Here is a 25,085-nt window from a genome sequence, read left to right as displayed (position 1 = left end):
CTAGTGCTTCTCGCTGGAGAATTCCCGCTCGAGGCGGCGGGAATGGAGGGAGAGGATGAAGCAGAAGACGAAGAAGGCGCCGCCGACGACAAGGTAGGCCTCGCGGTAGAAGCCCAGCCATGCGCCGTCGGCGATCGCCCCGCGTGCTCCGCCAAGCACGTCGATGAGGCCGATGATGCTGATCAGCGTCGTGTCCTTGATGGACTCGATGAAGGTATTGATGATCGCCGGCAGCGCGATGCGGAAGGCCTGCGGCAGCACGATGAGACGGGAGATCAGGCCGCTGGAAAGCCCGAGGCTGTGGCCGGCCTCCGACTGGCCGCGTGGCACGGCCTCGAGACCGCCGCGGATCGCTTCTGCCAGATAGGCCGCCTGGAAGAGGATCAGCGCCACCTGCGCGCGCAGGATATTGTCGATCAGGTTGCCGCCGGGCAGCAGGAAGGGCAGCATGGTCGAGGCGATGAACAGCACCGCGATCAGCGGCAGGCCGCGCACGATCTCCACATAGAGCGAGCAGAAGCGGCGGATGACGGCGGCCTTGGAGCGCCGGCCGAGCACGATGAAGACCGAGAGCGGCAGGGCGAGCACGATGCCGAAGGCGGAAAGGCCGACGGTGAGCGGCAGGCCGCCCCAGCGGCTGGTGGAAACCGAAGGCAGGCCGAGGATGCCGCCGCCCATCAGGACGAGGCTGATCACCATGACGGCGATCCAGGCGAGCGCCAGCGCCGGCTTCCAGAAGCGGCGGAAGCCGCTGAGGATGAGGATGGCGAGCACCAGCACCACGGCAAGTGTCGGGCGCCAGTACTGGTCGGCCGGATAGCTGCCGAAGAGGATGATGTGGTAGCGCTCGTGCAGGAAGGCCCAGCAGGCGCCCGCTGCCGCGCGGCAAGCGTCGGGCGAGGCTTGTCCGAACACCGCATCGGTGACGGCCCAGCGGTAGAAGCGCGCGAGGACGTAGAGGAGGCTGCCGGTGATCGCCACCGTCAGCAGGGCATGCGGCCACGGATTAAAATAGGGGCGCAGCCAGCCGGCGAGGCCGCCATTGGAGGGGCGGGGGAGTGCGGCGGTAATTTCGCTCATGACTTCACCAGTTGCGCGCGCTTTTCCAGCCAGCGGATGACCGCGGAGGTCACGAGGCTGAGCGACAGGTAGATCAGAAGGTAGATGGACACGGTCTCGATGGCCCGGCCGGTCTGGTTGAGCGCGGTGTTGCCGACGGAAACCAGGTCCGGATAACCGATGAGAACGGCGAGCGTCGTGTTCTTGATGGCGTTGAGATACTGGTTGGCGAGCGGCGGCAGCATGAGCCGTAGCGCCTGCGGGGCCAGCACCAGATAGAGCGTTAGGATGGGGCTGAGACCGAGCGAATGGGCGGCCTCCGACTGGCCCTTCGGAAGGGCGGCGAGGCTGCCGCGCACGATCTCGGCGATGAAGCCGGACGTATAGAACGAGAGCCCCACCAGCATCGCAAGATATTCCGGCGTCATGCCCATGCCGCCGCGGAAGTTGAAGCCCGTCAGCGTCGGCTTCTGGATCTCGCCCCAGCCGAGCGCATAGACGATGACGCCGATAAGCGCGGCAGCCGAGAGGAACAGGCCACCGGTCGCGGGCCGCGGGAAGTGACCCGTCTCGTTGCGGCCGCGCACCATGGCGCGCCAGAAGAGGAAGCCGCAGGCGAGGGCCAGCACGGCGACGGCGGCAAGGATCGGGCCTGCGTCGCCGACGAGCACCGTCGGGATATAGAGGCCGCGGCTGGAAATGAAGATGGATTCCCCGAAGGTCCAGGCCTGGCGCGGTGGCGGTAGAACGCGGACGGCGGTGGCGCAGACGACGAGGATGAGCAGCAGCGGCGTGTTGCGCGTCACCTCGATATAGGCTTTCGCGAGGGCGCGGAGCTGCGGATGGGCGGTGCGCCCCGCAAGGCCGATCAGGATGCCGAGCAGGGTGGAGAGCACGATGGCGGCAAGCGCCAGCTTGACCGTGTTGAGCAATCCGACCAGCAGCGCCCGGAAATAGGTGTCGCCCGACCCGAAGGAGATCAGCGACTCGCCGATCGGGAACGACGTGGCGCTCCACAGGAAGCCGTAGTCGATGCTGATGCCGCGGGCGGCGAGGTTGGACGCAAGATTGTGCGACAGCCACGCAAGAACTGCGATGGCTGCCGCGACAAACAGCGCGTTTTGAAGGCGCTCGCTACGCATCAACGCAACGGGGCCGCATACATGAGACCGCCCTTCGTCCACAGGTCGTTGAGACCGCGGTCGAGCTTGAGGGGCGAGGCCTTGCCGAGATTGCGTTCGAAGCTCTCGCCGTAGTTGCCGACGGACGAGACGATCTTGACGACCCAGTCTTCCGAGAGGCCGAGGTCCTTGCCGTTGCCCGGGGTCGTGCCGAGCAGCTGCTTGACTTCCGGATCCGGAGAGTTCTTGGCGAGGTCCGCGACATTGGCCTGCGTGATGCCGAGACGTTCGGTTTCGACGAGCGCGAACATGACCCAGCGTGCGACGAGGAAGAGTTCTTCGTCACCGCTCTTCACGGCCGGTGCATAGGGCTCCAGTGTGATGAAGTTCGGGAAGATGATGTAGTCGTCGACATTGCCGTTGCCCGCGCGCGAGCCGGCGAGGTTGCCGTAGTTGCCGCCGAAGGCGTCGCAACGACCGCCGAAGAAGGCCGCGTCGAGCTGTTCCCAGGCGCTGAGGACGAGCGGCGTGTAGTTGAGGCCGCGCGACTTGAAGAAGTTCTCGGTGTTCACTTCGAAGGTCGAGCCCTGCAGGATGCAGACGGTGGCGTCAGCAAGCTGGTCCGGGCTGTCGACGCCGAGCGACTTCGGCACCATGAAGGTGTAGCCGTCGAAATAGTTCGGCGAGGCGAAGCGCGCGCTCTGGGCGCCTTCGCGGTTGAGCGTGGTCGTCGTGTCGTGGGCCAGCACGTCGATCTCGCCCGAGGAGAGCAGGACGAAACGCTCGGAATAGGAGGTCTGGCGGTAGGTCACCTTGGAGGCGTCGCCGAGAATGGCGGCAGCCATGGACTTGCAATAGTCGACGTCGATGCCGGCGAGCTCGCCATTGGCAGCAGGCGCGGAAAAGCCCGGAACGGCCTGGCCGACGCCGCAGACGAGGTTGCCGCGGGCCTTGATGGCGTCGAGCGCGGCACCGGCCTCGGCAGTGCCGGCGAAGGACATGGCGCCCATCAGCGCGGTCGCGCAGGCGAGAACTCCCAGTTTCAGTGAATTCGCAAGTTTCATGTATTTCCCCTTTTCATGCGCATTCAGGTGAGGCCCGCAGGCACCATTGCCGGCGGGCTGCATTTCCGGCGGGCCATCAGGCTGCCGATTGGGTGATGCAGACGTATTTGAGCTCGAGGAACTCCTCGATTCCGTATTTGGAGCCCTCGCGGCCGATGCCGGATTCCTTCACGCCGCCGAAGGGCGCGACCTCGTTCGACACCAGGCCCTCGTTGACGCCGACGATGCCGGACTCGATCTGCTCGGCGACCCGCCACATGCGGTCGAGATCGCGGGTGAAGATGTAGGCGGCAAGGCCGGAGGAGGTAGCATTCGCGGCCTTGATGACGCTCTTCTCATCGGAGAAGCGCTGGACCGGGGCGACGGGGCCGAAGGTCTCCTCGCTCTCGAAGAGCATGGTGGCATCGACATCCGTCAGCACGGTCGGCTCGAAGAAGGTCTGGCCGAGGCCGTGGCGCTTGCCGCCGGTGGCGACCTTGGCGCCCTTGCCGAGTGCGTCCGCCACATGGCGTTCGACCTTCGTGAGAGCTGCTTCGTTGATCAGCGGGCCCTGCTGCACGCCGTCGACGAAACCGTCGCCGACCTTCAGCGCGCCGACGGCTGCCGAAAGGCGTGTAACGAAGGCGTCGTGGACGCTTTCATGCACATAGATGCGGTTCGGGCAGATGCAGGTCTGTCCGGTGTTGCGGAACTTCGCGTTGATGACGCCCTGTACTGCGACGTCAAGATCGGCGTCCTCGAAGACGATGAGCGGGGCATTGCCGCCGAGCTCCATCGCCACCTTCTTCACGGTGCTGGCCGACTGTTCCATCAGCAGCTTGCCGACGCGGGTGGAGCCGGTGAAGCTGATCTTGCGCACGATCGGGCTGGAGGTCATCTCGCCGCCGATCGCTGTCGCGTCACCCGTGACGATGTTGAAGACGCCCTTGGGAATGCCGGCGCGTTCGGCAAGCTCGGCGAGCGCCAGCGCCGAATAGGGCGTGAATTCCGAGGGCTTGACCACGACGGAGCAGCCGGCGGCGAAGGCCGGGGCGCATTTGCGGGTGATCATGGCCGAGGGGAAGTTCCACGGCGTGATGGCGGCGACGACGCCGATGGGCTGCTTCAGCACCATGATGCGCGACTGGGCGCGCGGGGCGGGGATCAGGTCGCCATAGGCGCGCTTGGCCTCCTCCGAGAACCATTCGGCGAAGGAGGCGGCGTAGCGGATTTCGCCCTGGCTCTCGGCCAGCGGCTTGCCCTGCTCGGCGGTCATGATGGCCGCGAGATCGGGAAGGTTTGCGACGATCAGGTCGAACCAGCGGCGCAGCACGACAGCGCGATCCTTGGCGGCGAGCGCTGCCCAGTCATGACGGGCTTCCTCTGCCGCTTCGATGGCGCGGCGGGTCTCGGCGGCGCCCATGTTCGGCACCGTGCCGATCTCGATGCCCGTTGCCGGGTCGGTCACGGTGACCGTATCGCCGCCATCGGCATTCACCCACTGGCCGTCGATATAGGCCTGATGACGCAACAGGGAAGGGTCCGCCAGACGCCCGATAAGGGCGTGACGCGTAATTTGGTGCACGGTCATGGATGAAAGTTCCTAGTTCACTCCAACAATCTGTCGAGTGTTATAACAAGCATCAAATTACAAAGAGTCAAGCCCCGTGCGTCGTCACGGCGAGTGAAATGCCGGTCTTTTTTGAAGTGAGGGAAAGGGGGTATGTGCAGCGGCCGAAGCGTTCGGCTCGTACCGCCAGCTTTAAATTCAAAAGCTTCTTTGGGGGAGCTTCGGGCATTCGCCCAGGGTATCGGCTGTTTGGGCCGGAAGCGGGACCGGAGGCCGAAGCCTCCGGTCCGCGGATATCAGAGGAGGCCTTCTTCCTTCAGGGCGGCCTGTGCCTTCGGGCGCGCCATGACGCGTTCGCGCAGCTTCAGGGCCTTCGGATAGGCGCCGAGGTCGAGCTTGAGGCCGACGCCCCAGCCGATGATGACGGAGGCATAGGCATCGGCCTGGGTGAAATCGCCGAGCCAGTAGGGCTTGTCGTCCGACAGCATCGCCTCGAACTGGCCCATGCGACGGTTGATGTTGGCGATCACGCCGGCCTTTGCCTCGTCCGAAAGGTTGGGTGCGAAGAGACCGCCATAGGCGCCGTGCAGGTCGGAGCAGAAGCCGAGGGCTTCCTGCAGCCGGGCGCGCTCCAGCGTGCCGTAGGCGGGCTTGAAGGCGGGAACGTCGGAACGATCGCCGATATACTGGAGGATCGCGGCGTTCTGCGTGATGACGACGCCGGGCTCCACTTCCAGCGCCGGGACGGCGCCGCGCGGATTGATCCCGAAATAGTCGGCATCGTGCTCGGTCTTCTTGGCCTTCAGGTCGACGGCTTCGAGCGTATAGGAAGAGCCGGCTTCGCTGAGGACGATATGCGGCGCGAGGGAGCAGGCGCCTGCCTTGTAGTAGAGCTTCACTGAAATCTCCTGTCAGATTGCAGCCGGCTTCTATCAAGTCTGGCGCGCGCGGCAACAAAGCGGATGACAATTTTTCGTGTATGGCGGCCGCATCCCGGCCGGTCGCCGATCGGTAACCATATCTTCAAGAGATCGTCGCAATGTCCCGTGCAGGAGACAGACGATGGCGAAGAAGACGACCCGGCGAAAGAAGGCCTCGGGAGCGAAGCGCTCCGGCGCGCGGCGCGGCGGCGGCATGGCGCACTGGTATGTGCTGGGCGCGGCGCTTGTCGGCGGCATTCTCTACATGGACAACTGGACGCCCGGCCCGGAAAAGGGCGCGGCGGCGATCCGCACCGCCTCCATCGAGCGCAGGGAGAAGAAGCCCGCTCGCGAGACCGCGCTGGCGCGCGCCATGCCGACGCCCGCCGAACGGGTGGAGCAGAAGCTGCCGGCGGCCGAGAAGCTGCCGCCTTTTGCGGGGAAATGGTTCATCTGCACGACGCAGACCGATTATTGCGTGCTGGACGGCAGCACGATCCTCTATGCCGGGCGCAAGGTGCGGCTGGCCGATATCGATGCGCCGTCGATTTCCGATGCGCGCTGCGACGCCGAGCGCTCGCGGGGCGGGGACGCCAAGCTGCGGCTGCGCGAGATCCTCAACGAGGGCGACATCTCGCTGGTGGCGGCAAGGAGCCGCGCCGCCGGCAAGGCGGGAGCGGCGCCGCATATCGTGATGCGCGGCGGCCAGTCCATCGGCCAGAGGCTGGTGCGCGAAGGCTTTGCCCGGCCCTGGGCGGGGCGGCACCAATCCTGGTGCGGCTGACGTTTTGACCTTGCAGACCTTGTGTCTTTCCGGCACAAGCCAGACGCAAGCCTGCGTCCTTAAGCTTTCCGTTAACCGGGATGGTGCCGGCTGGAAAGGGGACAATGACATGTCGAACGACCTCGAGCGCTACAGCGATCCGGACAATGCAACGGTTGCGCTCTTCCTTCTCGAAAACGATGCCGACGAACTGACGGACATCCTGGTGGCCGCGCTGGATGAGGCCTTCCGCATCCTCGACGAGGACATGTCGCCCGCCACGGTGCACTGATCGCTGAGACGAAAGAGGGGCCTTCAAGGCCCCTCTCGCTTTATCCATCTGTCTTACGCATTCCGGCCGGTCAGCCGGCCGCCACGGCCTGGCGCTGGACGCCGAGGCCGGCAATGGAGACTTCCATGCGGTCGCCGGGCTTGAGGTAGCGCGGGGGCTTCATGCCCATGCCGACGCCGGGCGGCGTGCCGGTGGTGATGATGTCGCCGGGTTCCAGGATCATGAACTGCGAGATGTAGTGCACGAGGAAGGGCACCTTGAAGACCATGGTGTTCGAAGAACCGTTCTGCACCAGTTCGCCGTTGACGCTGAGCTTCATGGCGAGATCGCTCGTGTCCACCTCGTCCTTCGTGACCAGCCAGGGGCCGATCGGGCCGAAGGTCGGGCAGCCCTTGCCCTTGGTCCACTGGCCGCCGCGCTCGATCTGGTAGGCGCGCTCGGAAACGTCGTTGCAGACGCAGTAGCCGGCGACATAGTCCAGTGCCTCGGCTTCCGAGACATAGGAGGCGCGCTCGCCGATGACGACGGCCAGCTCGACTTCCCAGTCGGTCTTTTCCGAGCCGCGGGGAATGAGGACCGTGTCGTCCGGACCGACGATGCAGGACGGAGCCTTGTTGAAGAGCACCGGCTCGCTCGGAACGGCCATGCCGCTTTCGGCGGCGTGGTCGGCATAGTTGAGGCCGACGGCGATGAAATTGCCGACGCGGCCGATGCAGGCGCCGTAGCGGCTGCCTTCCGGGGCGAGCGGCAGGCTGTTCGGGTCGATGGCGCGCAGGCGCTCCAGCCCGGCGCGGCCGAGAACCTCGCCCGCAATGTCCGGCACCACGCCGGAAAGGTCGCGGATCTTGCCGTCCGCGTCGATCAGTCCGGGCTTTTCCGCGCCCGCCGCGCCAAAGCGCACCAGCTTCATAGTATCCTCCGTTGAGTGCCGGCCTTGCCGATTTCGGTTGCGCGTACCTTCCATCCGGTTTTACATGAAGTCAATGATTTTCGAAAATCCTTGCGAGTTTATAAGATGCGCAGTCAGACGGACCAGAAGCGGGCAGGCGGGCGGACGCTGGCGGGCGATGCCTACGAGGCGATCCGGCAGGCGATCCGCTCGACGCGGTTCAAGCCCGGCGACCGGCTGCGCTTCGCCGATCTGCAGGCGCTCTGCGGCATGAGCGTGACGCCGGTGCGCGAGGCGCTGGCGCGGCTGACGGCGGAAGGCTTCACGGTCCTCGACGATCATCGCGGCTACAGCGTCGCGACGCTGTCGCTGGAAGAGCTCCGCGATATCACGGCGGCCCGGCAGCTTTGCGAAAGTGAGGCGCTGCGGCTGGCGGTGGAAAAGGGGGATGCGGACTGGGAGGCGCGGGTGATCGCCGCCCACCACCTTCTCGCGCGCATCCCGCAGGTGCGCGAGGACATTCCCTCGGCGATCCGGGAGGACTGGGAGGAGCGGCACGCCGCCTTCCATGCGGCGCTGATCTCGGCCTGCGGGTCGCCGATCCTTCTGGAAATCTGCGAGAAGCTGTTCTCGCGGGCCGACCGCTACCGGCGCATGTCGATCAGCCTCTCCGGCGGGGCGCGCGATGTCGAGGGCGAGCATCGCCGGCTGATGGAGCTGGCGCTCGCGCGCGACGGGGAGGGCGCGGCGGCGGCTCTGCGCGAGCATTACGGCCGCACGGCCGCCGCGCTCGACACGTTCTTCGAAACCGAAAGCGGCGGTCCCGCCTAGGCCGGACCGCCGCTTCGAATTCTCTCATTATATATATGCCGCCGGATGAAGCACCCGGCGACCATCCGACTGCTTACCGGCTGGCGACGGTCGGCGAGCCGATCTCCGCGCCACCGCCGATCGCGACGTTGAGCGAGACATAGTCGCGGGCCAGCTGGCGGATCGCCGAAGCAAGCGACAGGCGGGCCGAGGCGACGTTGCGTTCTGCATCGAGTACGTCGAGGATCGTGCTGGCACCGCCGCGATAGCTTTCGCGGGCGAGGTTAAGCGTCTGCTCGTAGGACTGCACGACCTTGCGCAGGGCGGCGACCGTCTGGCCGTCGCGGATCAGCGCGCTCTGGGCGTTCTCGACTTCTTCCACCGCGTTCAGCACCGTCGACTTCCAGGCCAGATACTGCTGCTCGGCTTCCGAGCGGGCAACCTTCACCCGAGCCTTCAGTTCACCGCCGTTGAAGATCGGCAGCGAGAGGGACGGACCGAACGACCAGAGCGTGCCGTTGGTCACGCCGGGATTGGTGAAGACGCGCGACGCGTTGATCGAGCCGCTGAGCTGGATGCTCGGATACAGGTTCGCCTCGTTGACACCGATCTCTGCCGTTGCGGCCTGCAGGCGACGCTCGGCCGCGCGGATGTCGGGGCGGTTGCGGATGAGGTCGGCCGGAACGCCGGTGCGCGTCTTGTAACGCGGCATGGGCTGGGCCGAACCCTTCGTGAGGCTTCCGGTGATCGTGCCGGCCGGCACGCCGAGCAGCGTGGCGATATGGTTGGCCGACTGCAGGAAGCCGGTTTCGAGCGCGGGCAGATCCGCCAGCGTCTGGTTGACGAGACCTTCGGCCTGCAGCACGTCGAGGCTCGAAGCCGCGCCGGCTTCCTTGATCTCGTTCGTCAGCTTCAGGGTCTCGCGGCGCGATTCCAGGTTCTTGCGGTTGAGGGCAAGCGCTTCCTGATAATAACGTGCGTTCACGTAGCTCGACGCAAGATCGGAAAGGTAGGCGAGGCGCGCCACGTTGACGTCGTCATAAGCGGCATCGAGCGAGGCATTCGCCGCTTCCTTGGCACGGCGATACTGGCCGAAGAAATCGAGCAGCCACGAGGCGTCCGCCCCGGTGCTCAGCGTCTTCTTGGAGGCCGAGTTGTGACCGCCCTGTGCCGTCGCATTCGCTCCGACGCCAAGATCCGGCAGGCCGCCGGCGCCGGCGATGATGACGTTCGCCTGGGCAGCCTCGATGCGCTCGAGCGCGGTCATGACCGAAAGGTTTTCACCGAGGCCCTGATGCACGAGGTCGTTCAGCCGCTTGTCGCGGAAGGATTCCCACCACGGATTGAGCGTCACGTTCTCGGCGCTCGATGTCTTGCTCTCGGTGAATTTGGCCGGAAGCGCGGTGTCGGGCTTCTGGTAATCTGGGCCGACCACGCAGCCCGACAGGAGGAGCATGCTCAGAGGGAAAAGCGTCCGTGTGAAATTCATGTTCATACCCTGCCGGTCACTGCGGCTTAATTAACACAACAAAATCGCGATTCACTCTTTATTCATGTTTCACCGGAAGATCGAGCCTCCATCGCGAAAAAGAATGGTCCCACAGCGTTTTTTCCCCGCTTCGTTTCGGGTGTGTGTCCCATGGGCAACTGGAGCATTTGCCCAATGCGGTGATCTTCGCCCATAGGGTGAGGTGATGGCATTTCTGCGCCGCCGCAGGGTTGCGTCACGGCTTTTCCCCGGAATGTCCGTCTTGGCGACATATTTTCCTGGAATATGCTGCAAGCGCGAAAACTATTTTGCGATTCGAATTGTCACACAAATCCGGCAGTAATTTTTTCCAAAATTCTACGGATTTCCTTGACAAGGAAAGGAGAGCCGCTTATGTGTTGGAGCATCGCATGAGGACCGCATGCGTCTGTTTCGGTCCGTCTCTGACGCGTCCTTTTTTCAGCGTCAGCGCCAACCAGAGGGAGTGTGTCATGTACGATATCAACTGCATCGCCTCCGTGCGTGTGGCGTGCTCCTGTCGTGAAACGATCAAAGGGAAAGTGCATACGGCCCTCCGCCGAATGTGAACTGAAGTCCCCTCCGTCGAATAAGCGCAAATTGAATTGGCTGTGCCTTTAGGCGCGGCAGGAGTTGTTATGCAAAAGCAGGTTATCGAAATCGGTGGTGAGGCTGTCGGCGTCGTCGTTCCCGACGAGGATCGGCTGAAGTTCGTCGCCGTCAAATATTCCGTGTGGGACCTGGATTCCCAGCGTTTCTCCTCGGCAGACGAGGTGCGCGCCGCGATCCGCCGTCTCCTCAACGATCCGTCCGCCTCGACGCGGGCGATGTCGCCGGCCCATATCGCGGCCGCCTGAACCAAATTCCAGACGCTCCGGCGCAATCGCGCCGGCATCGGCCGGCCTCGCCATCAGCGGGGCCGGTCTTGTTTTGTGGACAGTGCATTCACCGGGCGCCGGCTGGCGCGGATGGCCAAATCCTGATTGGGTGCTCGCGAAAGGAGGTGCCCCATGACAAGCGGCATCCATCACATCACGGGCATTACCCGGAAGATCCAGGCGAACGTCGATTTCTATGCGGGCTTCCTCGGCCTCAGGCTCGTCAAGCGGACGGCCGGCTACGAGGACGCCGACCAGCTCCATCTCTTCTATGGCGACGCGGCGGCAAGCCCCGGCTCGCTGGTCACCTTCCTTGCCTGGGAAGACGGTTCCCCGGGGCGGGTCGGGCTCGGCCAGCCGTCGGAGATCGCCTTCGCCATCCGGCCGGAAGCCATCGGCTTCTGGCTGACGCGCGCCCTGACGCAGAACATCGCGATGACGGGACCGGCGCAGGAGTTCGGCGAGCCCGTGCTCCGGCTGAAGGACCCCGACGGCATCATCGTCAAGCTTGTCGGCGAGGCGGATGTGGAAGGCCCGGCGCCGCATGTCACGAAGGACATAGCGGCGGGCGATGCCATCCAGCGCATCCGCGGCGCGACGATCCTGTCGGAGAGGCCGGCAGAGACCGCCGCCTTCATCGGCGGGCATTTCGGCTTCCGCAGGGCGGCCGAGGCGGACGGCATCGTGCGGCTCGCCGGCGATGCGGGCGACGTGCTCGACATCCGCGATGCGAGCGGCTTCTGGACCTCGGCGCCCGGCACGGGCACGATCGACCATGTCGCATTGCGGGCGCCGGACCGGGCGGCCGTGGAAGCGGCGGCAGGCCGGCTTGCCGCCGAGGATGCGGGCGATACGAACATGCACGACCGCACCTATTTCTACTCGCTCTATGTCCGCGAGCCGGGCGGCTCGCTCGTCGAATATGCGACGGACGCGCCCGGCATGACGGTCGACGAGCCGCTGGAAACGCTCGGCGCCAGGCTGTTCGTTCCCCGGCATTTCCGCGCCGATCCGGACGATGTCCGTGCCCGGCTTCCGCAATTTTCCCTGCCCGGAGAAGAAAGAATGAGCGAACGGGACCTGCCCTTCATCCACCGGGTGCATCGCCCGGAAAATCCCGATGGCACCGCGGTCGTGCTGCTGCACGGCACCGGCGGCAACGAGACCAGCCTGTTGCCGTTCGGCGCGCGGCTTGCGCCTAATGCGGTGCTGCTCAGTCCGCGCGGCCGCAGCATGGACGAGGGCTATCCGCGCTTCTTCCGCCGCCTGACGGCCGTCACCTTCGACCAGAAGGAGCTCGCCAGCGAGGCGGAGGCCTTCGCGGCTTTCATGGAAGGGGCGAACGCTGCCTATGGGCTCGATCCGGAAAAGACGCTGTTCGTCGGCTATTCCAACGGCGCGAACATGATCGGCGCGGTGATGCTGCTGCATCCGGGCGTCATCCGCAACGCCGTGCTGCTGCGCGGCATGAACGTTCTGGAGACGGTGCCCGCCGCCGATCTTTCCGGCGCGAACGTGCTGATGGTGAGTGGCGAGGCGGATCCCTACGGCCGCTATGCCGGCGACCTTGAGGCGCATCTTGCGGCAGCCGGCGCGACGGTGGAGCACAAGCTGCTCGCCGCCGGCCACGATATCGGCATCGCCGATCTGGACCTGGCGAAAGCCTACAAGGAACGCGTCGTCGGCTGAGGCCTGCGGCGACACAATATAAAAAAGGGGCGCGCCGCAAGGCGCGCCCCTTTTTTTCGGTCAGTCCTTGAAGTTGGCGACGAAGGCGGCGAAGCCGGCGATGAAGTCGCGCAATTTCCTTTCGGTCGCCTCGTCGACGATCCGGCCGTCCTCGATGACGGTGGCGGCGCGCGAGACCATCAGCTTGGCGCCGAACCACGGCACGGTGCCGAGTGTGCGCATGGTGGGAAGCCAGGCTTCCTGCGAGAGCAGCGTGCCGAAATTGCCGGGCGAGGCGCCGGCGATGGCGAAGGGCTTGCCGCCGAACACGCGGGGAATATCGGCCGGCGGGCGGCTCATCCAGTCGATGGCGTTCTTGAAGACGCCGGGAATGCCGTTGTTGTATTCCGGCGTGAAGAGGATCACGCCATCGGCTTCGGCCACCTGGTCCTTGAGGCGGGCGACCGCCTGCGGGATGCCGTCGGAGGCCTCCACGTCCGCATCGTAGAGCGGAATGCCGCGGATGGTGCCCTCGACGATCTCGACGCCCTCCGGCGCCATGTCGAGGGCGGCGCGCAGCAGCGCCGTGTTGAAGGAGCCCTTGCGCAGGCTGCCCGAGATTGCCACCAGTCTGGTCATGTCTTTTCTCCGCTGTGAGGGTGCAAAAACCCCGGCGGGGGCTCAGCCACGCCGGGGTTTCGGTTGGGGTCAGGCGAGCGGCTTCAGCCGGGCCTCGATCTGCGCGCGGCGCGGCTCGAGGAAGGGCGGCAGCGACAGGCTCTCGCCGAGGGTTTCGAGCGGCTCGTCCACGGCGAAGCCGGGGCCGTCCGTCGCGATCTCGAACAGGATGCCGTTCGGCTCGCGGAAATAGAGCGAGCGGAAGTAGAAGCGCTCGACCTCGCCGCTGGAAGGAACGCGGAAGCCGCGCAGCCGCTCCGTCCAGGCATGGAGCGCCTCGATGTCCGGGGCGCGGAAGGCGACATGGTGCACGGCGCCCGCGCCCTGGTGGGCGACCGGCAGGTCCGGCTCGACGGCGACATGCAGTTCGGCCGCCGGCCCGCCGTCGCCCATCGAGAAGACATGAACCTCGCCCGCCCCATCCGGGTTCGGATAGGTCGAGGTCTCCGCCATGTTCATCACCTCGGTCAGCACGATTTCCGTGTTGCGGAGATCGGGCACGCTGAGCGTGATGGGGCCGAGGCCCTTGATCTGGTGTTCGGCCGGAACGGGGCTCTTCTCCCAGGGATTGGAAGGCGCGCCGGCATTGTCCACGGTCAGGCGGAAGCGCTGGCCTTCGCCATCCTCGAAATCGAGCGTGGCGCGGCCGCCGACATCGCGGATCTCGCCGGCCTTGACCTTCAGGTCGGCAAGGCGGGCCTTCCACCATTCGAGCGTGTCGAGACGTGCGACGCGAAGGCCCGTGCGCGAGACGCTGTGCGTGCCGCGGCGCTCATGGCCGACCGGCCAGTCGAAGAAGGTGAGGTCCGTGCCGGGCGAGGCGAGGCCGTCGGCGTAGAAGAGGTGGTAGGCGGTCGTGTCGTCCTGGTTCACCGTCTTCTTGACGAGGCGCAGGCCGAGCACCTGCGTATAGAAATGCAGGTTCTCCGCGGCGTTCGCGGTGATTGCCGTCAGGTGATGGATGCCTGTGAGCTTAAGGGTCATGATAACTCCTCCCCGGAACCGTCCGGGATGTTCGGGTGCGGCGTCGGTTTCGGCGCCTTGCATTGAGGCGAATATCGCCCTTTGCGCCGCCTGCCGGAAGGCCGGGCCGGGCGAACGCATTGTTCACTTTTTCCGAACGGTCCTCCCGAGGGCGCCGCAGCCGCGAAATGCGCTCCGATGCCCTGAAAAACCGGCCTTCGGGAAAAGCGCACCAGCCGGCATTCCGTTCCGAATATCGTTCATTCGAATTTTATCGTTTCATAAACCAGTACGCGCTTACGCTCCGGGTCTGCGAAATGACTTCGTCTCTGTTTCGCCGCGTCCGCCGGCATGTTTCCGCCATTTCCCGACGAATGCCGGTGCGTGCCTGCACGCCCGGATGCAAGGAGACGTTTCATGCTGCCAAAGACTGCGACTGCCCGGAACATGTTCGCCATCGTGGCGGCCGGCGTTGCCACCACCGTCGCGACCGCGGGCGTTCTGCTCTGGCTGTCCTACCGGGCGGTGGAGGAACGGTCGATCTCGGAAATGGTGAACGCGGCCGAGGCGAGCGCCGGCAAGGTCGAAACCTATTTCGCCAAGGTCAAGGCGCTGAGCTGGAACATGCGCTCCACCCTCTATGCGGTGAAGGCGACGGGTACGCCGAGCCGCGAGACGATGAACAGCATCTTCGACCGCCTGATGGCGGACAATCCCTATGCGCTCGGCGTCAGCACCGGCTGGGAGGCGAATGCCTTCGACGGCAAGGACGAGGAATACAGGAATAAGCCGGGCCACGACGCGACGGGCCGCTACATTCCCTATTTCGTGCGCAACGAGGGCAAGGTCGGCATGGAGGCGCTGGTCGACTACGACAAGCCCGGCCCCGGCGACTACTATCAGGTGCCCAAGGCGACCGGGAAGGACTTCCTGACCGAGCCCTACAGCTATGTCATCGGCGGCAAGAACGTGCTGATGACCTCCTTCATGGTGCCGCTCCTGTTCGACGGCGAATTCAAGGGCGAGACGGGCGTCGACATCGCGCTCGATTCGCTTGCCGCCGACATGGCGCGGCTGAAGCCGCTGGGCGAGGGCTATGTCGCGCTGCTCAGCCAGGGCGGCAGCATCATCAGTCATCCCGACCAGGCCGCGCTCGGCAAGACGCTCGGCGATTCCGGCCTCGATGCCGAGGTCTGGAAGGCGCTGCTCGCCAATCCCGAAAAGGCGATGGAAATCAAGGATGTCGGTGGTGTTTCGTCCATCGCCGTCGCCGTGCCGGTGCCGCTGGTGCCGGGCACCACGTGGTTCACCGTCGTCTCCGTGCCGAAGTCGGTGCTGTTCTCGCATCTTTCCGCGCTGGCGCTTACCTCGACGGCCGTCATCGCCATCGCCGCCGGGCTGATGGTGGCGATCGGCTGGCTGCTGGCGGCTCGCTTCCGCAAGCGGCTCGACAAGGTCATCGTCGCCACCAGCGAGATCGCCGCCGGCCGCACGGATGTCGATCTTTCCGAATCCGGCCGCCAGGACGAGATCGGTGAAATGGCCCGGTCGCTGGCCGTGCTGCGCGATGCGACGCTCGCCAAGATCCGCCTCGAAGGCGAGGCGGAGCAGAACCGCGCGCTTTCCGAGGACGAACGCCGCCAGCGCGCCGAGGAGGCCGCCGAGCGCGAGCGCCAGACCCGCATGGCCGTCGAGGCGCTTGCCGAAGGGTTGCAGAAGCTTGCCGACGGCGACATGACGCACCGGATCGAACAGGCCTTCGCCGGCTCGCTCGACCAGGTCCGCCACGACTTCAACATCTCCGTCGAGAAGCTGCAATCGGCCCTTCGCTCGGTCGGCAGCAATGCCAATGCCATCCAGGCCGGCTCGGCGGAAATCCGCACGGCTTCCGACGACCTTGCCAAGCGCACCGAGCAGCAGGCGGCTTCCGTCGAGGAGACGGCGGCGGCGCTGGAGGAGATCACCACCTCGCTCAAGGACGCGACGCGCCGGGCGGAAGATGCCGGCCATCTCGTCGAGCGTACCCGTGCCAGCGCGGAAAAGTCCGGCGACGTCGTGCGCCGGGCAGTGGGTGCGATGAGCGGCATCGAGGCTTCCTCGCGCGAAATCTCCAACATTATCGGGGTCATCGACGAGATCGCCTTCCAGACCAACCTTCTCGCCCTCAATGCCGGCGTGGAAGCGGCGCGGGCAGGGGAGGCCGGCAAGGGTTTTGCCGTCGTCGCGCAGGAAGTGCGCGAGCTCGCCCAGCGCTCGGCCAATGCCGCCAAGGAGATCAAGGCGCTCATCACCAAGTCGGGCGAGCAGGTGAATCTCGGTGTCGCGCTCGTCGGCGAGACCGGCTCGGCGCTCTCCGAGATCGTCGATCAGGTGCAGGAGATCGACCAGAACGTCGCGGCGATCGTGCGCTCGGCACGCGAGCAGTCGACGGGTCTCAACGAGATCAGTTCGGCGGTCAATTCCATCGACCAGGGCACGCAGAAGAATGCGGCCATGGTGGAGGAGCAGACGGCGGCAAGCCATGCGCTGGCGACCGAGGCCTCGGCCCTCAACACGCTGCTCGCGCAGTTCCGTCTCGGAATGGGCGCCACCGATGCACGGCCCGCCGTGGCTTCGTCCGCCGAGCATCGCCCGGTCGCATCCGGTGCGCGGGCTCTCGGCAGCAAGCTCGCCCGCGCCTTCGGTGGTGGCGGACAGCCGACCGCGGTGGGCGCTGCGGCGCAGGACTGGGAAGAATTCTGAGATAGCCGCCGGGAACGGAACCGGGGCTGGGGAGAGGGGCGGTCCGCCAAGGGCCGCCCTTCTTTTGCGCTCGGGATTTGTACTTTGCCCAGCTTTTGAACAGATCGGGTTGACGCGCCCGCCGCCCTGCCGCGATGGGTAATCGTCAAGCCATTGAATTTACATGTCTGTGTGTCGCCTTCCGCGATTGGCACGCTTCCTGCTTTCCTTCGGGAAGGTCCAGAGGGGACCGATAGAAGCGCTGGAAAACGGCGCTCCGAGAAAGCCGCCGTGCAGCCGCAGAGAAACACCAACGTTTCCGGGCTGCCCGGCGGCTTTCTCGTCTTGAGGGACGGGCGACGGCTACGTCCCTGAGGCGAATGACTTCTTCTATTTTTCACCGCAGCACGTTCCCCGATTGGCTTTTCGGAAAGACTTCGCCACACTCTGCCCCGGCACGCTCAACGCCCGATGGTGTGAAGGCTTGCCAGTCTGCTCTTCGCGATATAATGAGGACCCACATTAAATGGGGTGTCTGCAACGGTGGAGACGACGATGACCCGATCGGGCAGAATGATGCTGGCAGCGCTGCTGCTGTCCGCCACGGCCATGCCGGCGCTTGCCGATGGCGCGTCGCGTCCGGTGCGCACGGCACCGGTCCACTTCGAGGAACGCGAGCAGACCGTCACCATCACCGGCGAGGTGGTGGCGCGGGTGGAGACGGATCTCTCCTTCCGCGTCGGCGGGCGCATCACCGGGTGGTTCGTCGATGTGGGCGACGCGGTGAAGGAAGGCCAGGTCCTGGCGCGCCTCGATCCCGAGGAACAGAAGGCGGATGTGGAGGCCGGGGAGGCCGGCGTCCGCGCCGCCGAGGCCCAGCTCAAGCTCGCCCGCGCCAATTTCGACCGCCAGAAATCCCTCCTCAATGACGGCATCAGCACGCGGCGCGACTTCGACGACGCGGAGACCGCGCTGCGCACGGCCGAAAGCGCCCGCGAAGCTGCTATCGCCCAGAGCGACACGGCGAAGGAACTCCTTTCCTATACCGAGCTGCGCGCCCCGGCGGACGGCATCGTGACCGCCCGCCTCGCCGAGGCGGGGCAGGTGGCGCAGGCCGCGCAGACCATGTTCACCATCGCCGATACCGGCCCGCGCGACGCCGTCTTCAACGTCTACGAATCGCTCTTCTTCGAGCAGCCGTCCAAGGACGGCGTGATCGTCACGCTGCTCCGCGACGGCAAGGTCCGCACGACCGGCCATGTGCGCGAGGTCTCCCCGACCATCGACACGCAGACCGGCACCGTGCGCGTCAAGATCGCCATGGACCAGACGCCGCCGGAAATGACGCTCGGCGCGTCCGTCGTCGGCGTCGGCTCGCTCGCGCCCCGCCGCGTCGCGGTCGTGCCGTGGCAGGCGCTTTCCGTCGTCGGCAGCAGGCCGGCGCTCTGGATCGTCGACAAGGCGAACAACACCGTCAGCCTTCGCCCGGTCGAGGTGCTTTCCTTCGAGACCGGCTCGGCGCTCGTTTCGGGCGGCATCGAGGAAGGCGAGACCTATGTCGCCGACGGCACGAAGCTCCTGCGGCCCGGCCAGACCGTCACTGCCCTCGAAGGAGGCGCCCAATGAGGATGTCCGTTCCGCTGGCCATCGCTGTTATCGCCACGCTGGCGCTTGCCGGCTGCAAGAAGGAAGAGGAGGCGGCCGCGCCGCCCCGGCCGGTGCTGTCGCTGGTCGTCGCGCCCTCCGCGCTGCCCGGCACGCGTTTTGCCGGCACGGTGCAGGCGAAGGTCCAGGCCGCGCTCGGCTCGCGCGTCGCCGGCCGCCTCGTCTCGCGCAGCGTCCATGTCGGCGATCTCGTGCAGAAGGGCGACGTGCTCGCCGTGCTCGACGCCACGGCCTATGAGCTCGCCGTCCGCTCGGCGCGCGCCGAGCTTTCCAGCGCGGAGGCGACGCTTGCGAGCGCCGTCGCCAACCAGGAGCGGCAGAAGACGCTGCTCCAGTCGAATGCCGCCGCCAAGGCGGCCGTCGAGAGCGCCGAGCAGTCCCGCGAGGCGGCCGATGCCGGCGTGACGCGGGCGCGCACGGCGCTGGTGAAGGCGGAAGAGCAGCTTTCCTATACCCGCATCCTAGCCGAATTCGACGGTGTCGTGGTCGCGACGGGCGCGGAAGTCGGCCAGACGGTCTCGCCGGGCGAAGCCATCGTCACCGTCGCGCGGCCGGACGAGCGCGATGCGGTCGTCGACATTCCGGAAACTTCCGGCGGCGTTGCCGTCGGCAGCCGTTTCGAGGTGTCGCTGCAGATCAATCCCGCCGTCACCGTCAAGGGCGTGGTGCGCGAGGTCGCTCCCTCCGCCGATGCCGCGACCCGCACGCGGCGCGTCAAGATCGCGCTGGAGAACCCGCCGGACACGGTGCGGCTCGGCACGACGATCACCGCCGAACTCGAAGGGCCGGATCTCACCGCCCTCATGGTGCCGGAAAGCGCGGTGCTCACCAAGGACGGCAAGCCGCATGTCTGGCTGGTCGATGCGGCAAAGGGCGAGGTGCATCTCGTGCCCGTCGAGACGGGCATGATTGCCGGGCGCTCCCTTGCCGTGACGAGCGGCATCAAGGAGGGCGACCGTGTCGTCACCGCCGGCGTGCACAGCCTTGAAGAAGGCCAGAAAGTGAAGATCGAGGACGAGGCAAGCCTATGAAGAAGTTCAACCTTTCGGACTGGGCGCTCGAACATGCTTCGCTCGTCTGGTACTTCATGATCGTCTTCGCGCTGCTCGGTTTCTTCACCTACCAGAATCTCGGCCGCGAGGAGGATCCGTCCTTCGTCATCAAGACGATGACGATCAGCGCGGCCTGGCCCGGCGCCTCCGTCGAAGAGACGACGCGGCAGGTGACCGAGCGCATCGAGCGCAAGCTGGAAGAGCTGGAATCGCTCGATTTCAGCCGCAGCATCACGACGCCCGGCCAGACGCTCGTCTTCGTCAACCTGAAGCCGACGACCCGCGCGCGCGACGTCGCGCCGACCTGGCTGACCGTCCGCAACATGATCAACGACATTCGCGGTGAGTTTCCCTCTGGCGTCGTCGGCCCCGCCTTCAACGACCGGTTCGGTGACGTCTTCGGCAATATCTATGCCTTCACCGCCGACGGCCTGACCTCCCGCCAGCTTCGCGACTATGTGGAGGACGCCCGCCGCCGCGTGCTCACCGTGCCGAATATCGGCAAGGTCGACCTCATCGGCGCGCAGGACGAGGTCATCTATCTCGAATTCTCGACGCGCCAGCTTGCCGCGCTCGGCATCTCCACCCAGCAGGTGGTCGCCACGCTGCAGGCGCAGAACGCGATTTCGCCCTCCGGCGTGGTGCAGGGTGACGGCGAGCGCGTCGCCGTGCGCGTCGGCGGGCAGTTCACCTCGCAGGAAAGCCTTCGCGAGGTGAACCTTCGCGTCAACAACCGCTTCTTCCGCCTCAGCGACATCGCCACCATCACCCGCGGCTACCAGGACCCGCCGTCGTCGCTCTTCCGCTTCAATGGCGAGCCGGCCATCGGCCTTGCCATCGGCATGAAGCAGGGCTCGAACCTCCTGGAATTCGGCGCGGCCGTCGAGAAGGAGATCGAGCAGCTTTCGCACGAGCTGCCGGTGGGCGTCGACGTGCATCTCGTTTCCGACCAGCCGAAGGTGGTGGAGGAGGCCGTTTCCGGCTTTACCCGCGCGCTCTTCGAGGCGGTCGCCATCGTTCTCGTCGTCAGCTTCGTCAGCCTCGGCCTTCGCGCCGGGCTCGTCGTGGCACTCTCCATCCCGCTGACGCTCGGCATCACCTTCGTCTTCATGTATTATGACGGCATATCCCTGCAGCGTGTGTCGCTCGGGGCGCTCATCATCGCGCTCGGCCTTCTCGTCGACGACGCCATGATCGCGGTGGAGATGATGGTGGCGCGGCTGGAGGCGGGGGATTCGCTGCGCAAGGCGGCGACCTATGTCTACACCTCCACCGCCTTCCCGATGCTGACCGGCACGCTGGTGACGGTCGCGGGCTTCATCCCGATCGGCCTCAACAACAGCGCGGCTGGCGAATTCACCTTCAGCCTCTTCGTCGTCATCGCGATCTCGCTCGTCGTCTCCTGGGTGGTCGCGGTGATCTTCACGCCGCTGCTCGGCGTCACCATCCTGCCGAAGAGCATGAAGAAGCATCACGACGAGAAGGGCTGGTTCGCCCGCACCTTCGCGCGCATCCTCGACACCTGCATGCGCTGGAAGTGGACGACCATCGTCGCGACGGTGCTCATCTTCTTCGTCTCGGTCTTCGGCATGCGCTTCGTGCAGGAGCAGTTCTTCCCGTCCTCGGACCGGCCGGAACTGGTGATCGACTGGGGCCTGCCGCAGAACGCCTCGATCGCCGACACCAATGCGCAGATCGCGAAACTCGAGGAGGAAAAGCTCAAGGGCAATCCGGATATCGAGCGCTGGTCCTCCTATGTCGGCGAGGGCGCGGTGCGCTTCCTGCTCTCCTTCGACGTGCAGCCGCCGTCGCCGGCCTTCGGCCAGACGGTCATCGTCAGCAAGGACCTGAAGGCGCGCGACCGTCTCAAGGCGGACCTGCAGGATTACCTGCGCAAGACCTTCGTCGGCACGGATGCGCTTGTGAAGCTCCTCGACATCGGCCCGCCGGTCGGCCGGCCGATCCAGTACCGCGTCAGCGGGCCGGACATCCAGGAAGTGCGCAAGCAGGCGCTCGCCTTCGGCGAACTCATCGGCAAGAACGACCATCTCGGCGACATCGTCTACGACTGGAACGAGCCGGCCCGCGTCGTGAAGGTCGATGTGCTGCAGGACAAGGCCCGCCAGCTCGGCGTGACCTCGCAGGACATCTCCTCGGCGCTGAACGGCGTCGTCGGCGGCACGACCGTCACCCAGATCCGCGACGACGTCTACCTGATCGACGTCATCGGCCGGGCGCGGGCGGACGAGCGCCAGTCCATCGAGACGCTGCGCCAGCTCCAGCTCCCGACGGCGAACGGGACGTCCGTGCCGCTCGCGGCCGTCGCGAACTTCCGCTACGAGATGGAGCAGCCGGTCGTCTGGCGCCGCTCGCGCCAGCCCACCATCACCGTCAAGGCGAGCGTCACCGGCGGCGTGCAGCCGGCCACCATCGTCTCGCAGATGGACAAGGACGTCGCGAGCTTCCGGCAGGCCATGCCCTCCGGCTACGAGGTCGCCGTCGGCGGCACAGTGGAGGAAAGCGCCAACAGCCAGGCGCCCATCGTCGCCGTCGTGCCGCTGATGCTCTTCGCCATGGCGACGATCCTGATGCTCCAGCTCCAGAGCTTTTCGCGGCTCTTCCTCGTCTTCGCGGTGGCGCCGCTGGCGCTCATCGGGGTGGTCATCGCGCTGCTAGGCAGCGGGGCGCCGCTCGGCTTCGTGGCGATCCTCGGGGTGCTGGCGCTCATCGGCATCCTGATCCGCAACTCGGTCATCCTCGTCGTGCAGATCGAGGACCTGAGGCGCGAGGGCATGCATGCCTGGGATGCCGTGCGCGAGGCGACGGAGCATCGCATGCGGCCGATCATGCTGACGGCGGCGGCGGCCAGCCTTGCGCTCATCCCCATTTCGCGCGAAGTGTTCTGGGGGCCGATGGCCTATGCCATGATGGGCGGCATCATCGTCGGCACGGTGCTGACGCTGCTCTTCCTGCCGGCGCTCTACATCGCCTGGTTCCGCATCAAGCCGGAGGACCGGGACGGGGAGGTGCCTGCGCCCGAGCCCGAACCCGTCGAGCCGCTTCCGGCAGTGTGAGATGTGCGGTGTGATTTGCGCAGCGTAGCTTTCAGGGCGTGACGTGCGGCTTGCGTCGCGACGTTCAAGCTGTCACCCGCGCCCTCTCCTCGGTCGTGCTCGGGCTTGATCCGAGCATCCACACGCAGCGGATGGAGCATGAATCCTCGGGTCAAGCCCGAGGATGACGTCGGGATTGGGAATCGGTCAATTTCCCCGGCCGGCGCTCCACCCCGTCCGTGCGGCGATGAAGTTCGGATTGGCGAAATCCGCGTCGTGGGGCTGGTTGCGCTTGCCGTAGGTGAGCGGCGTGCCGTCGAGCATGCGTGTTTCGCCGCCGGCGGCGCGCAGCACGGCGTCGCCGGCGGCCGTATCCCATTCCATCGTCCGGCTGAAGCGGGGATAGACGTCGGCGAGGCCCTCGGCGACGAGGCAGAATTTCAGCGACGACCCGATGGCGGTGCAGGCGTCGATGCCGTGGTCGTCGAGGAAGCGCGCCGTCTCGGGCGTGTCGTGCGAGCGGCTGGCGACGGCCGTCAGCGCGCCGCCGCGGCCGCGGCAGCCGATGGGCCGGCGTTCGACGATCGCGCCGCCGTCGACCGTGAAGCGCTCGGCGCGCCCGTCGACGGCGGTGAAGCCGTTCGACAGCGCCGGCGCGTAGACGATGCCGGCGATGGGCGCGCCGTTTTCGACGAGGGCGATGTTGACGGTGAATTCGCTGCGTCCGGCGACGAATTCCTTCGTGCCGTCGAGCGGATCGACGAGGAAGAAGAGACCGCCGGAAATATCAGGCACCAGCCCGGCTGCGACCGCTTCTTCCGCCACGACGGGGATGGCGGGAAAGTGTTGCCGCAGGGCGGCGAGGATCAGCCGCTCGGCCTCCTCGTCGGCTTCCGTCACCGGGGAGCTGTCGGGCTTGTAATGCACGTCCGCTCCGCTGCCGCGGATCGTCATGATGGCGCGGCCCGCGGCGAGCGCCGCGTCTTCCATCACCTGTCTCAACTCTTCGAGGTCGCTCTGCATGGCTCATGGCTTAGCTCCCGCATGGGGCGAAAGCAATGTGGCGCATCGCTGCAACCATGTGGAAAGAACCGTGCGACAGGGGCTGCGACGCTCTCCCGTCTTGCCGTTTGTGCTGCATATGCGAATGTGTGTCGACTGATCCGGGATTTCGCATGCGCTACTCCGCCTTTTCCATCCTGAAACAAGCCTTTGCCGGAAACCTCGGCTGGAAGCCCGCCTGGCGGGAGCCGCAGCCGAAGCCGCATTACGACGTGATCATCGTCGGGGGTGGCGGGCACGGGCTCGCGACGGCCTATTACCTTGCGAAGGAATTCGGCATCCGCAATGTCGCGGTGGTGGAGAAGGGCTATCTCGGCTCCGGCAATGTCGGCCGCAACACGACCATCGTGCGCTCGAACTACATGCTGCCCGGCAACGAGCCGTTCTACGAATTCTCCCTGAAGCTCTGGGAAGGGCTGGAGCGGGAACTCAACTACAATGTGATGTTCTCGCAGCGCGGCGTCATCAACCTCTATCACAATGACGGGCAGCGCGACCGGTATGTCCGGCGCGGCAATGCCATGATGATGGAGGGCGTCGCGGCCGAGCTTCTCGACCGCGAGACGCTGAAGAAAATGATGCCTTTCCTGAACTTCGACCATGCCCGCTTCCCCATCATGGGCGGTCTTTTGCAGCGGCGCGCGGGCACGGCGCGGCACGATGCCGTCGCCTGGGGCTTTGCGCGCGGCGCGGACCGGCTCGGCGTCGACCTCATCCAGAACTGCGAGGTCACGGGCATCCGCCGCGAGAATGGTATTGTCACCGGCGTCGAGACGACGAAGGGTTTTATCGGCTGCAACAAGCTGGCGCTCGCCGCCGCCGGCAATTCCTCCCGCGTCGGCGAGATGGCCGGGCTGAAGCTGCCGATCGAGACCCATGTCCTGCAGGCCTTCGTCACCGAGGGGCTGAAGCCCTGCCTCGACCATGTCGTCACCTATGGCGCGGGCCATTTCTACATTTCCCAGTCCGACAAGGGTGGGCTGGTCTTCGGCGCGGAGCTGGATGGCTATTCCTCCTATGCCCAGCGCGGCAACCTTGCGACCGTGGAGCATGTGATGGAGGAGGGGGTGGCGATGATCCCCGGTCTTTCCCGCGTGCGCGTGCTGCGCGCCTGGGGCGGCGTCATGGACATGTCTATGGACGGCTCGCCGATCATCGACCGCACGCCCGTCGAGAACCTCTATCTCAACTGCGGCTGGTGCTATGGCGGCTTCAAGGCGACGCCGGCGTCCGGCTTCTGCTTCGCGCATCTGATCGCGAAGGAGGAGAGCCATCACGTCGCGCGGGCGCTGCGTCTCGACCGCTTCCAGCGCGGGTTCCCCATCGACGAGCTGGGCGCCGGCACCCAGCCGAACCTGCATTGAGGCCAGC

At 66.0% G+C, this 25,085-nt stretch carries 20 protein-coding genes; 10 read left to right on the top strand and 10 right to left on the bottom strand.

What is annotated here, in order from left to right:
• From ShzoTeo12_RS11520 to gst, 5 genes are all read right to left on the bottom strand, one after another.
• Positions 1–1,080, bottom strand: coding sequence for an amino acid ABC transporter permease (locus ShzoTeo12_RS11520; protein WP_318909791.1), 1,080 nt, complete (start codon positions 1,078–1,080; stop codon positions 1–3).
• Positions 1,077–2,201, bottom strand: a complete 1,125-nt coding sequence (locus tag ShzoTeo12_RS11515; protein WP_318909790.1) for an ABC transporter permease subunit — start codon at positions 2,199–2,201, stop codon at positions 1,077–1,079. Before ShzoTeo12_RS11515 ends, ShzoTeo12_RS11520 begins: the two co-directional genes overlap by 4 nt.
• Positions 2,201–3,244 carry an amino acid ABC transporter substrate-binding protein gene (locus ShzoTeo12_RS11510; RefSeq protein ID WP_162911382.1) on the bottom strand — a complete coding sequence of 348 codons (1,044 nt, stop codon included), beginning with the start codon at positions 3,242–3,244 and terminating at the stop codon, positions 2,201–2,203. Before ShzoTeo12_RS11510 ends, ShzoTeo12_RS11515 begins: the two co-directional genes overlap by 1 nt.
• Positions 3,245–3,320: 76 nt before the next feature.
• Positions 3,321–4,814 carry an NAD-dependent succinate-semialdehyde dehydrogenase gene (locus ShzoTeo12_RS11505; protein WP_318909789.1) on the bottom strand — a complete coding sequence of 498 codons (1,494 nt, stop codon included), beginning with the start codon at positions 4,812–4,814 and terminating at the stop codon, positions 3,321–3,323.
• Positions 4,815–5,089: 275 nt separating this feature from the next.
• Positions 5,090–5,692 carry a glutathione transferase gene (gene gst, locus ShzoTeo12_RS11500; RefSeq protein ID WP_119256811.1) on the bottom strand — a complete coding sequence of 201 codons (603 nt, stop codon included), beginning with the start codon at positions 5,690–5,692 and terminating at the stop codon, positions 5,090–5,092.
• 163 nt (positions 5,693–5,855) lie between these two features.
• Between gst and ShzoTeo12_RS11495 the strand changes: the two genes are divergently transcribed.
• Positions 5,856–6,497, top strand: a complete 642-nt coding sequence (locus tag ShzoTeo12_RS11495) for a hypothetical protein (protein WP_318909788.1) — start codon at positions 5,856–5,858, stop codon at positions 6,495–6,497.
• Positions 6,498–6,606: 109 nt separating this feature from the next.
• Positions 6,607–6,768, top strand: coding sequence for a hypothetical protein (locus ShzoTeo12_RS11490; RefSeq protein WP_162911383.1), 162 nt, complete (start codon positions 6,607–6,609; stop codon positions 6,766–6,768).
• A 70-nt stretch (positions 6,769–6,838) separates the two neighbouring features.
• Here ShzoTeo12_RS11490 and ShzoTeo12_RS11485 read toward each other — a convergent pair whose 3' ends face one another.
• Positions 6,839–7,678 (bottom strand): fumarylacetoacetate hydrolase family protein, encoded by an 840-nt coding sequence (locus ShzoTeo12_RS11485; RefSeq protein WP_318909787.1) that lies wholly within the window; start codon positions 7,676–7,678, stop codon positions 6,839–6,841.
• Positions 7,679–7,783: 105 nt separating this feature from the next.
• Between ShzoTeo12_RS11485 and ShzoTeo12_RS11480 the strand changes: the two genes are divergently transcribed.
• Positions 7,784–8,488: a GntR family transcriptional regulator gene (locus tag ShzoTeo12_RS11480; protein ID WP_318909786.1), complete on the top strand. Its 705-nt coding sequence runs from the start codon at positions 7,784–7,786 to the stop codon at positions 8,486–8,488.
• 73 nt (positions 8,489–8,561) lie between these two features.
• Here ShzoTeo12_RS11480 and ShzoTeo12_RS11475 read toward each other — a convergent pair whose 3' ends face one another.
• Positions 8,562–9,956, bottom strand: a complete 1,395-nt coding sequence (locus tag ShzoTeo12_RS11475) for an efflux transporter outer membrane subunit (protein WP_318909785.1) — start codon at positions 9,954–9,956, stop codon at positions 8,562–8,564.
• 656 nt (positions 9,957–10,612) lie between these two features.
• On the opposite strand from ShzoTeo12_RS11475, the gene ShzoTeo12_RS11470 reads away from it, so the two are divergent.
• Entirely contained in the window at positions 10,613–10,831 is a 219-nt protein-coding gene (locus ShzoTeo12_RS11470; RefSeq protein WP_119256815.1) for a hypothetical protein, read from the top strand.
• Positions 10,832–10,984: 153 nt separating this feature from the next.
• Positions 10,985–12,541 carry a VOC family protein gene (locus ShzoTeo12_RS11465; RefSeq protein ID WP_318909784.1) on the top strand — a complete coding sequence of 519 codons (1,557 nt, stop codon included), beginning with the start codon at positions 10,985–10,987 and terminating at the stop codon, positions 12,539–12,541.
• Positions 12,542–12,601: 60 nt separating this feature from the next.
• On the opposite strand, the gene ShzoTeo12_RS11460 is transcribed toward ShzoTeo12_RS11465, so the two are convergent.
• Both ShzoTeo12_RS11460 and ShzoTeo12_RS11455 read right to left on the bottom strand, forming a co-directional pair.
• Complete coding sequence (locus ShzoTeo12_RS11460; protein WP_318909783.1) at positions 12,602–13,159, bottom strand: NADPH-dependent FMN reductase; 558 nt, start codon at positions 13,157–13,159, stop codon at positions 12,602–12,604.
• 69 nt (positions 13,160–13,228) lie between these two features.
• Positions 13,229–14,182, bottom strand: coding sequence for a ring-cleaving dioxygenase (locus ShzoTeo12_RS11455; RefSeq protein WP_318909782.1), 954 nt, complete (start codon positions 14,180–14,182; stop codon positions 13,229–13,231).
• Positions 14,183–14,578: 396 nt separating this feature from the next.
• Between ShzoTeo12_RS11455 and ShzoTeo12_RS11450 the strand changes: the two genes are divergently transcribed.
• The 4 genes from ShzoTeo12_RS11450 to ShzoTeo12_RS11435 all read left to right on the top strand — a co-directional run bounded on the left by ShzoTeo12_RS11450 (position 14,579) and on the right by ShzoTeo12_RS11435 (position 22,673).
• Positions 14,579–16,903 carry a methyl-accepting chemotaxis protein gene (locus ShzoTeo12_RS11450; RefSeq protein ID WP_318909781.1) on the top strand — a complete coding sequence of 775 codons (2,325 nt, stop codon included), beginning with the start codon at positions 14,579–14,581 and terminating at the stop codon, positions 16,901–16,903.
• A gap of 534 nt (positions 16,904–17,437) precedes the next feature.
• The gene (locus ShzoTeo12_RS11445) at positions 17,438–18,508 is read left to right on the top strand and encodes an efflux RND transporter periplasmic adaptor subunit (protein WP_318909780.1); all 1,071 of its coding nucleotides are present in this window, start codon (positions 17,438–17,440) and stop codon (positions 18,506–18,508) included.
• Positions 18,505–19,578, top strand: a complete 1,074-nt coding sequence (locus ShzoTeo12_RS11440; protein ID WP_318909779.1) for an efflux RND transporter periplasmic adaptor subunit — start codon at positions 18,505–18,507, stop codon at positions 19,576–19,578. The genes ShzoTeo12_RS11445 and ShzoTeo12_RS11440 overlap by 4 nt, the downstream gene beginning before the upstream one ends.
• Positions 19,575–22,673, top strand: a complete 3,099-nt coding sequence (locus ShzoTeo12_RS11435) for an efflux RND transporter permease subunit (RefSeq protein ID WP_318909778.1) — start codon at positions 19,575–19,577, stop codon at positions 22,671–22,673. The genes ShzoTeo12_RS11440 and ShzoTeo12_RS11435 overlap by 4 nt, the downstream gene beginning before the upstream one ends.
• Positions 22,674–22,859: 186 nt before the next feature.
• On the opposite strand, the gene cysQ is transcribed toward ShzoTeo12_RS11435, so the two are convergent.
• Positions 22,860–23,675, bottom strand: a complete 816-nt coding sequence (gene cysQ / locus ShzoTeo12_RS11430; protein WP_413251096.1) for a 3'(2'),5'-bisphosphate nucleotidase CysQ — start codon at positions 23,673–23,675, stop codon at positions 22,860–22,862.
• 152 nt (positions 23,676–23,827) lie between these two features.
• On the opposite strand from cysQ, the gene ShzoTeo12_RS11425 reads away from it, so the two are divergent.
• Positions 23,828–25,078 (top strand): sarcosine oxidase subunit beta family protein, encoded by a 1,251-nt coding sequence (locus ShzoTeo12_RS11425; protein WP_119256823.1) that lies wholly within the window; start codon positions 23,828–23,830, stop codon positions 25,076–25,078.
• The last annotated feature ends 7 nt before the right edge of the window (positions 25,079–25,085 follow it).

Origin of the sequence: Shinella zoogloeoides (genome assembly GCF_033705735.1) — a bacterium.
Lineage (GTDB): Bacteria > Pseudomonadota > Alphaproteobacteria > Rhizobiales > Rhizobiaceae > Shinella > Shinella zoogloeoides_A.
The sequence above is the reverse complement of the archived record's forward strand: the minus strand, read 5'-3'. Positions and strand labels throughout refer to the sequence as shown.

Coding starts and splice junctions, on each gene's coding strand:
- ShzoTeo12_RS11490 (WP_162911383.1), top strand. CDS start 6,607: ATGTCGAACGACCTCGAGCGCTACAGCGATCCGGACAATGCAACGGTT.
- ShzoTeo12_RS11425 (WP_119256823.1), top strand. CDS start 23,828: ATGCGCTACTCCGCCTTTTCCATCCTGAAACAAGCCTTTGCCGGAAAC.
- ShzoTeo12_RS11465 (WP_318909784.1), top strand. CDS start 10,985: ATGACAAGCGGCATCCATCACATCACGGGCATTACCCGGAAGATCCAG.
- ShzoTeo12_RS11435 (WP_318909778.1), top strand. CDS start 19,575: ATGAAGAAGTTCAACCTTTCGGACTGGGCGCTCGAACATGCTTCGCTC.
- ShzoTeo12_RS11510 (WP_162911382.1), bottom strand. CDS start 3,244: ATGAAACTTGCGAATTCACTGAAACTGGGAGTTCTCGCCTGCGCGACC.
- ShzoTeo12_RS11450 (WP_318909781.1), top strand. CDS start 14,579: ATGCTGCCAAAGACTGCGACTGCCCGGAACATGTTCGCCATCGTGGCG.
- ShzoTeo12_RS11475 (WP_318909785.1), bottom strand. CDS start 9,956: ATGAATTTCACACGGACGCTTTTCCCTCTGAGCATGCTCCTCCTGTCG.
- ShzoTeo12_RS11520 (WP_318909791.1), bottom strand. CDS start 1,080: ATGAGCGAAATTACCGCCGCACTCCCCCGCCCCTCCAATGGCGGCCTC.
- ShzoTeo12_RS11485 (WP_318909787.1), bottom strand. CDS start 7,678: ATGAAGCTGGTGCGCTTTGGCGCGGCGGGCGCGGAAAAGCCCGGACTG.
- ShzoTeo12_RS11495 (WP_318909788.1), top strand. CDS start 5,856: ATGGCGAAGAAGACGACCCGGCGAAAGAAGGCCTCGGGAGCGAAGCGC.
- ShzoTeo12_RS11480 (WP_318909786.1), top strand. CDS start 7,784: ATGCGCAGTCAGACGGACCAGAAGCGGGCAGGCGGGCGGACGCTGGCG.
- ShzoTeo12_RS11455 (WP_318909782.1), bottom strand. CDS start 14,182: ATGACCCTTAAGCTCACAGGCATCCATCACCTGACGGCAATCACCGCG.
- ShzoTeo12_RS11515 (WP_318909790.1), bottom strand. CDS start 2,201: ATGCGTAGCGAGCGCCTTCAAAACGCGCTGTTTGTCGCGGCAGCCATC.
- ShzoTeo12_RS11470 (WP_119256815.1), top strand. CDS start 10,613: ATGCAAAAGCAGGTTATCGAAATCGGTGGTGAGGCTGTCGGCGTCGTC.
- ShzoTeo12_RS11505 (WP_318909789.1), bottom strand. CDS start 4,814: ATGACCGTGCACCAAATTACGCGTCACGCCCTTATCGGGCGTCTGGCG.
- ShzoTeo12_RS11440 (WP_318909779.1), top strand. CDS start 18,505: ATGAGGATGTCCGTTCCGCTGGCCATCGCTGTTATCGCCACGCTGGCG.
- cysQ (WP_413251096.1), bottom strand. CDS start 23,675: ATGCAGAGCGACCTCGAAGAGTTGAGACAGGTGATGGAAGACGCGGCG.
- ShzoTeo12_RS11460 (WP_318909783.1), bottom strand. CDS start 13,159: ATGACCAGACTGGTGGCAATCTCGGGCAGCCTGCGCAAGGGCTCCTTC.
- ShzoTeo12_RS11445 (WP_318909780.1), top strand. CDS start 17,438: ATGACCCGATCGGGCAGAATGATGCTGGCAGCGCTGCTGCTGTCCGCC.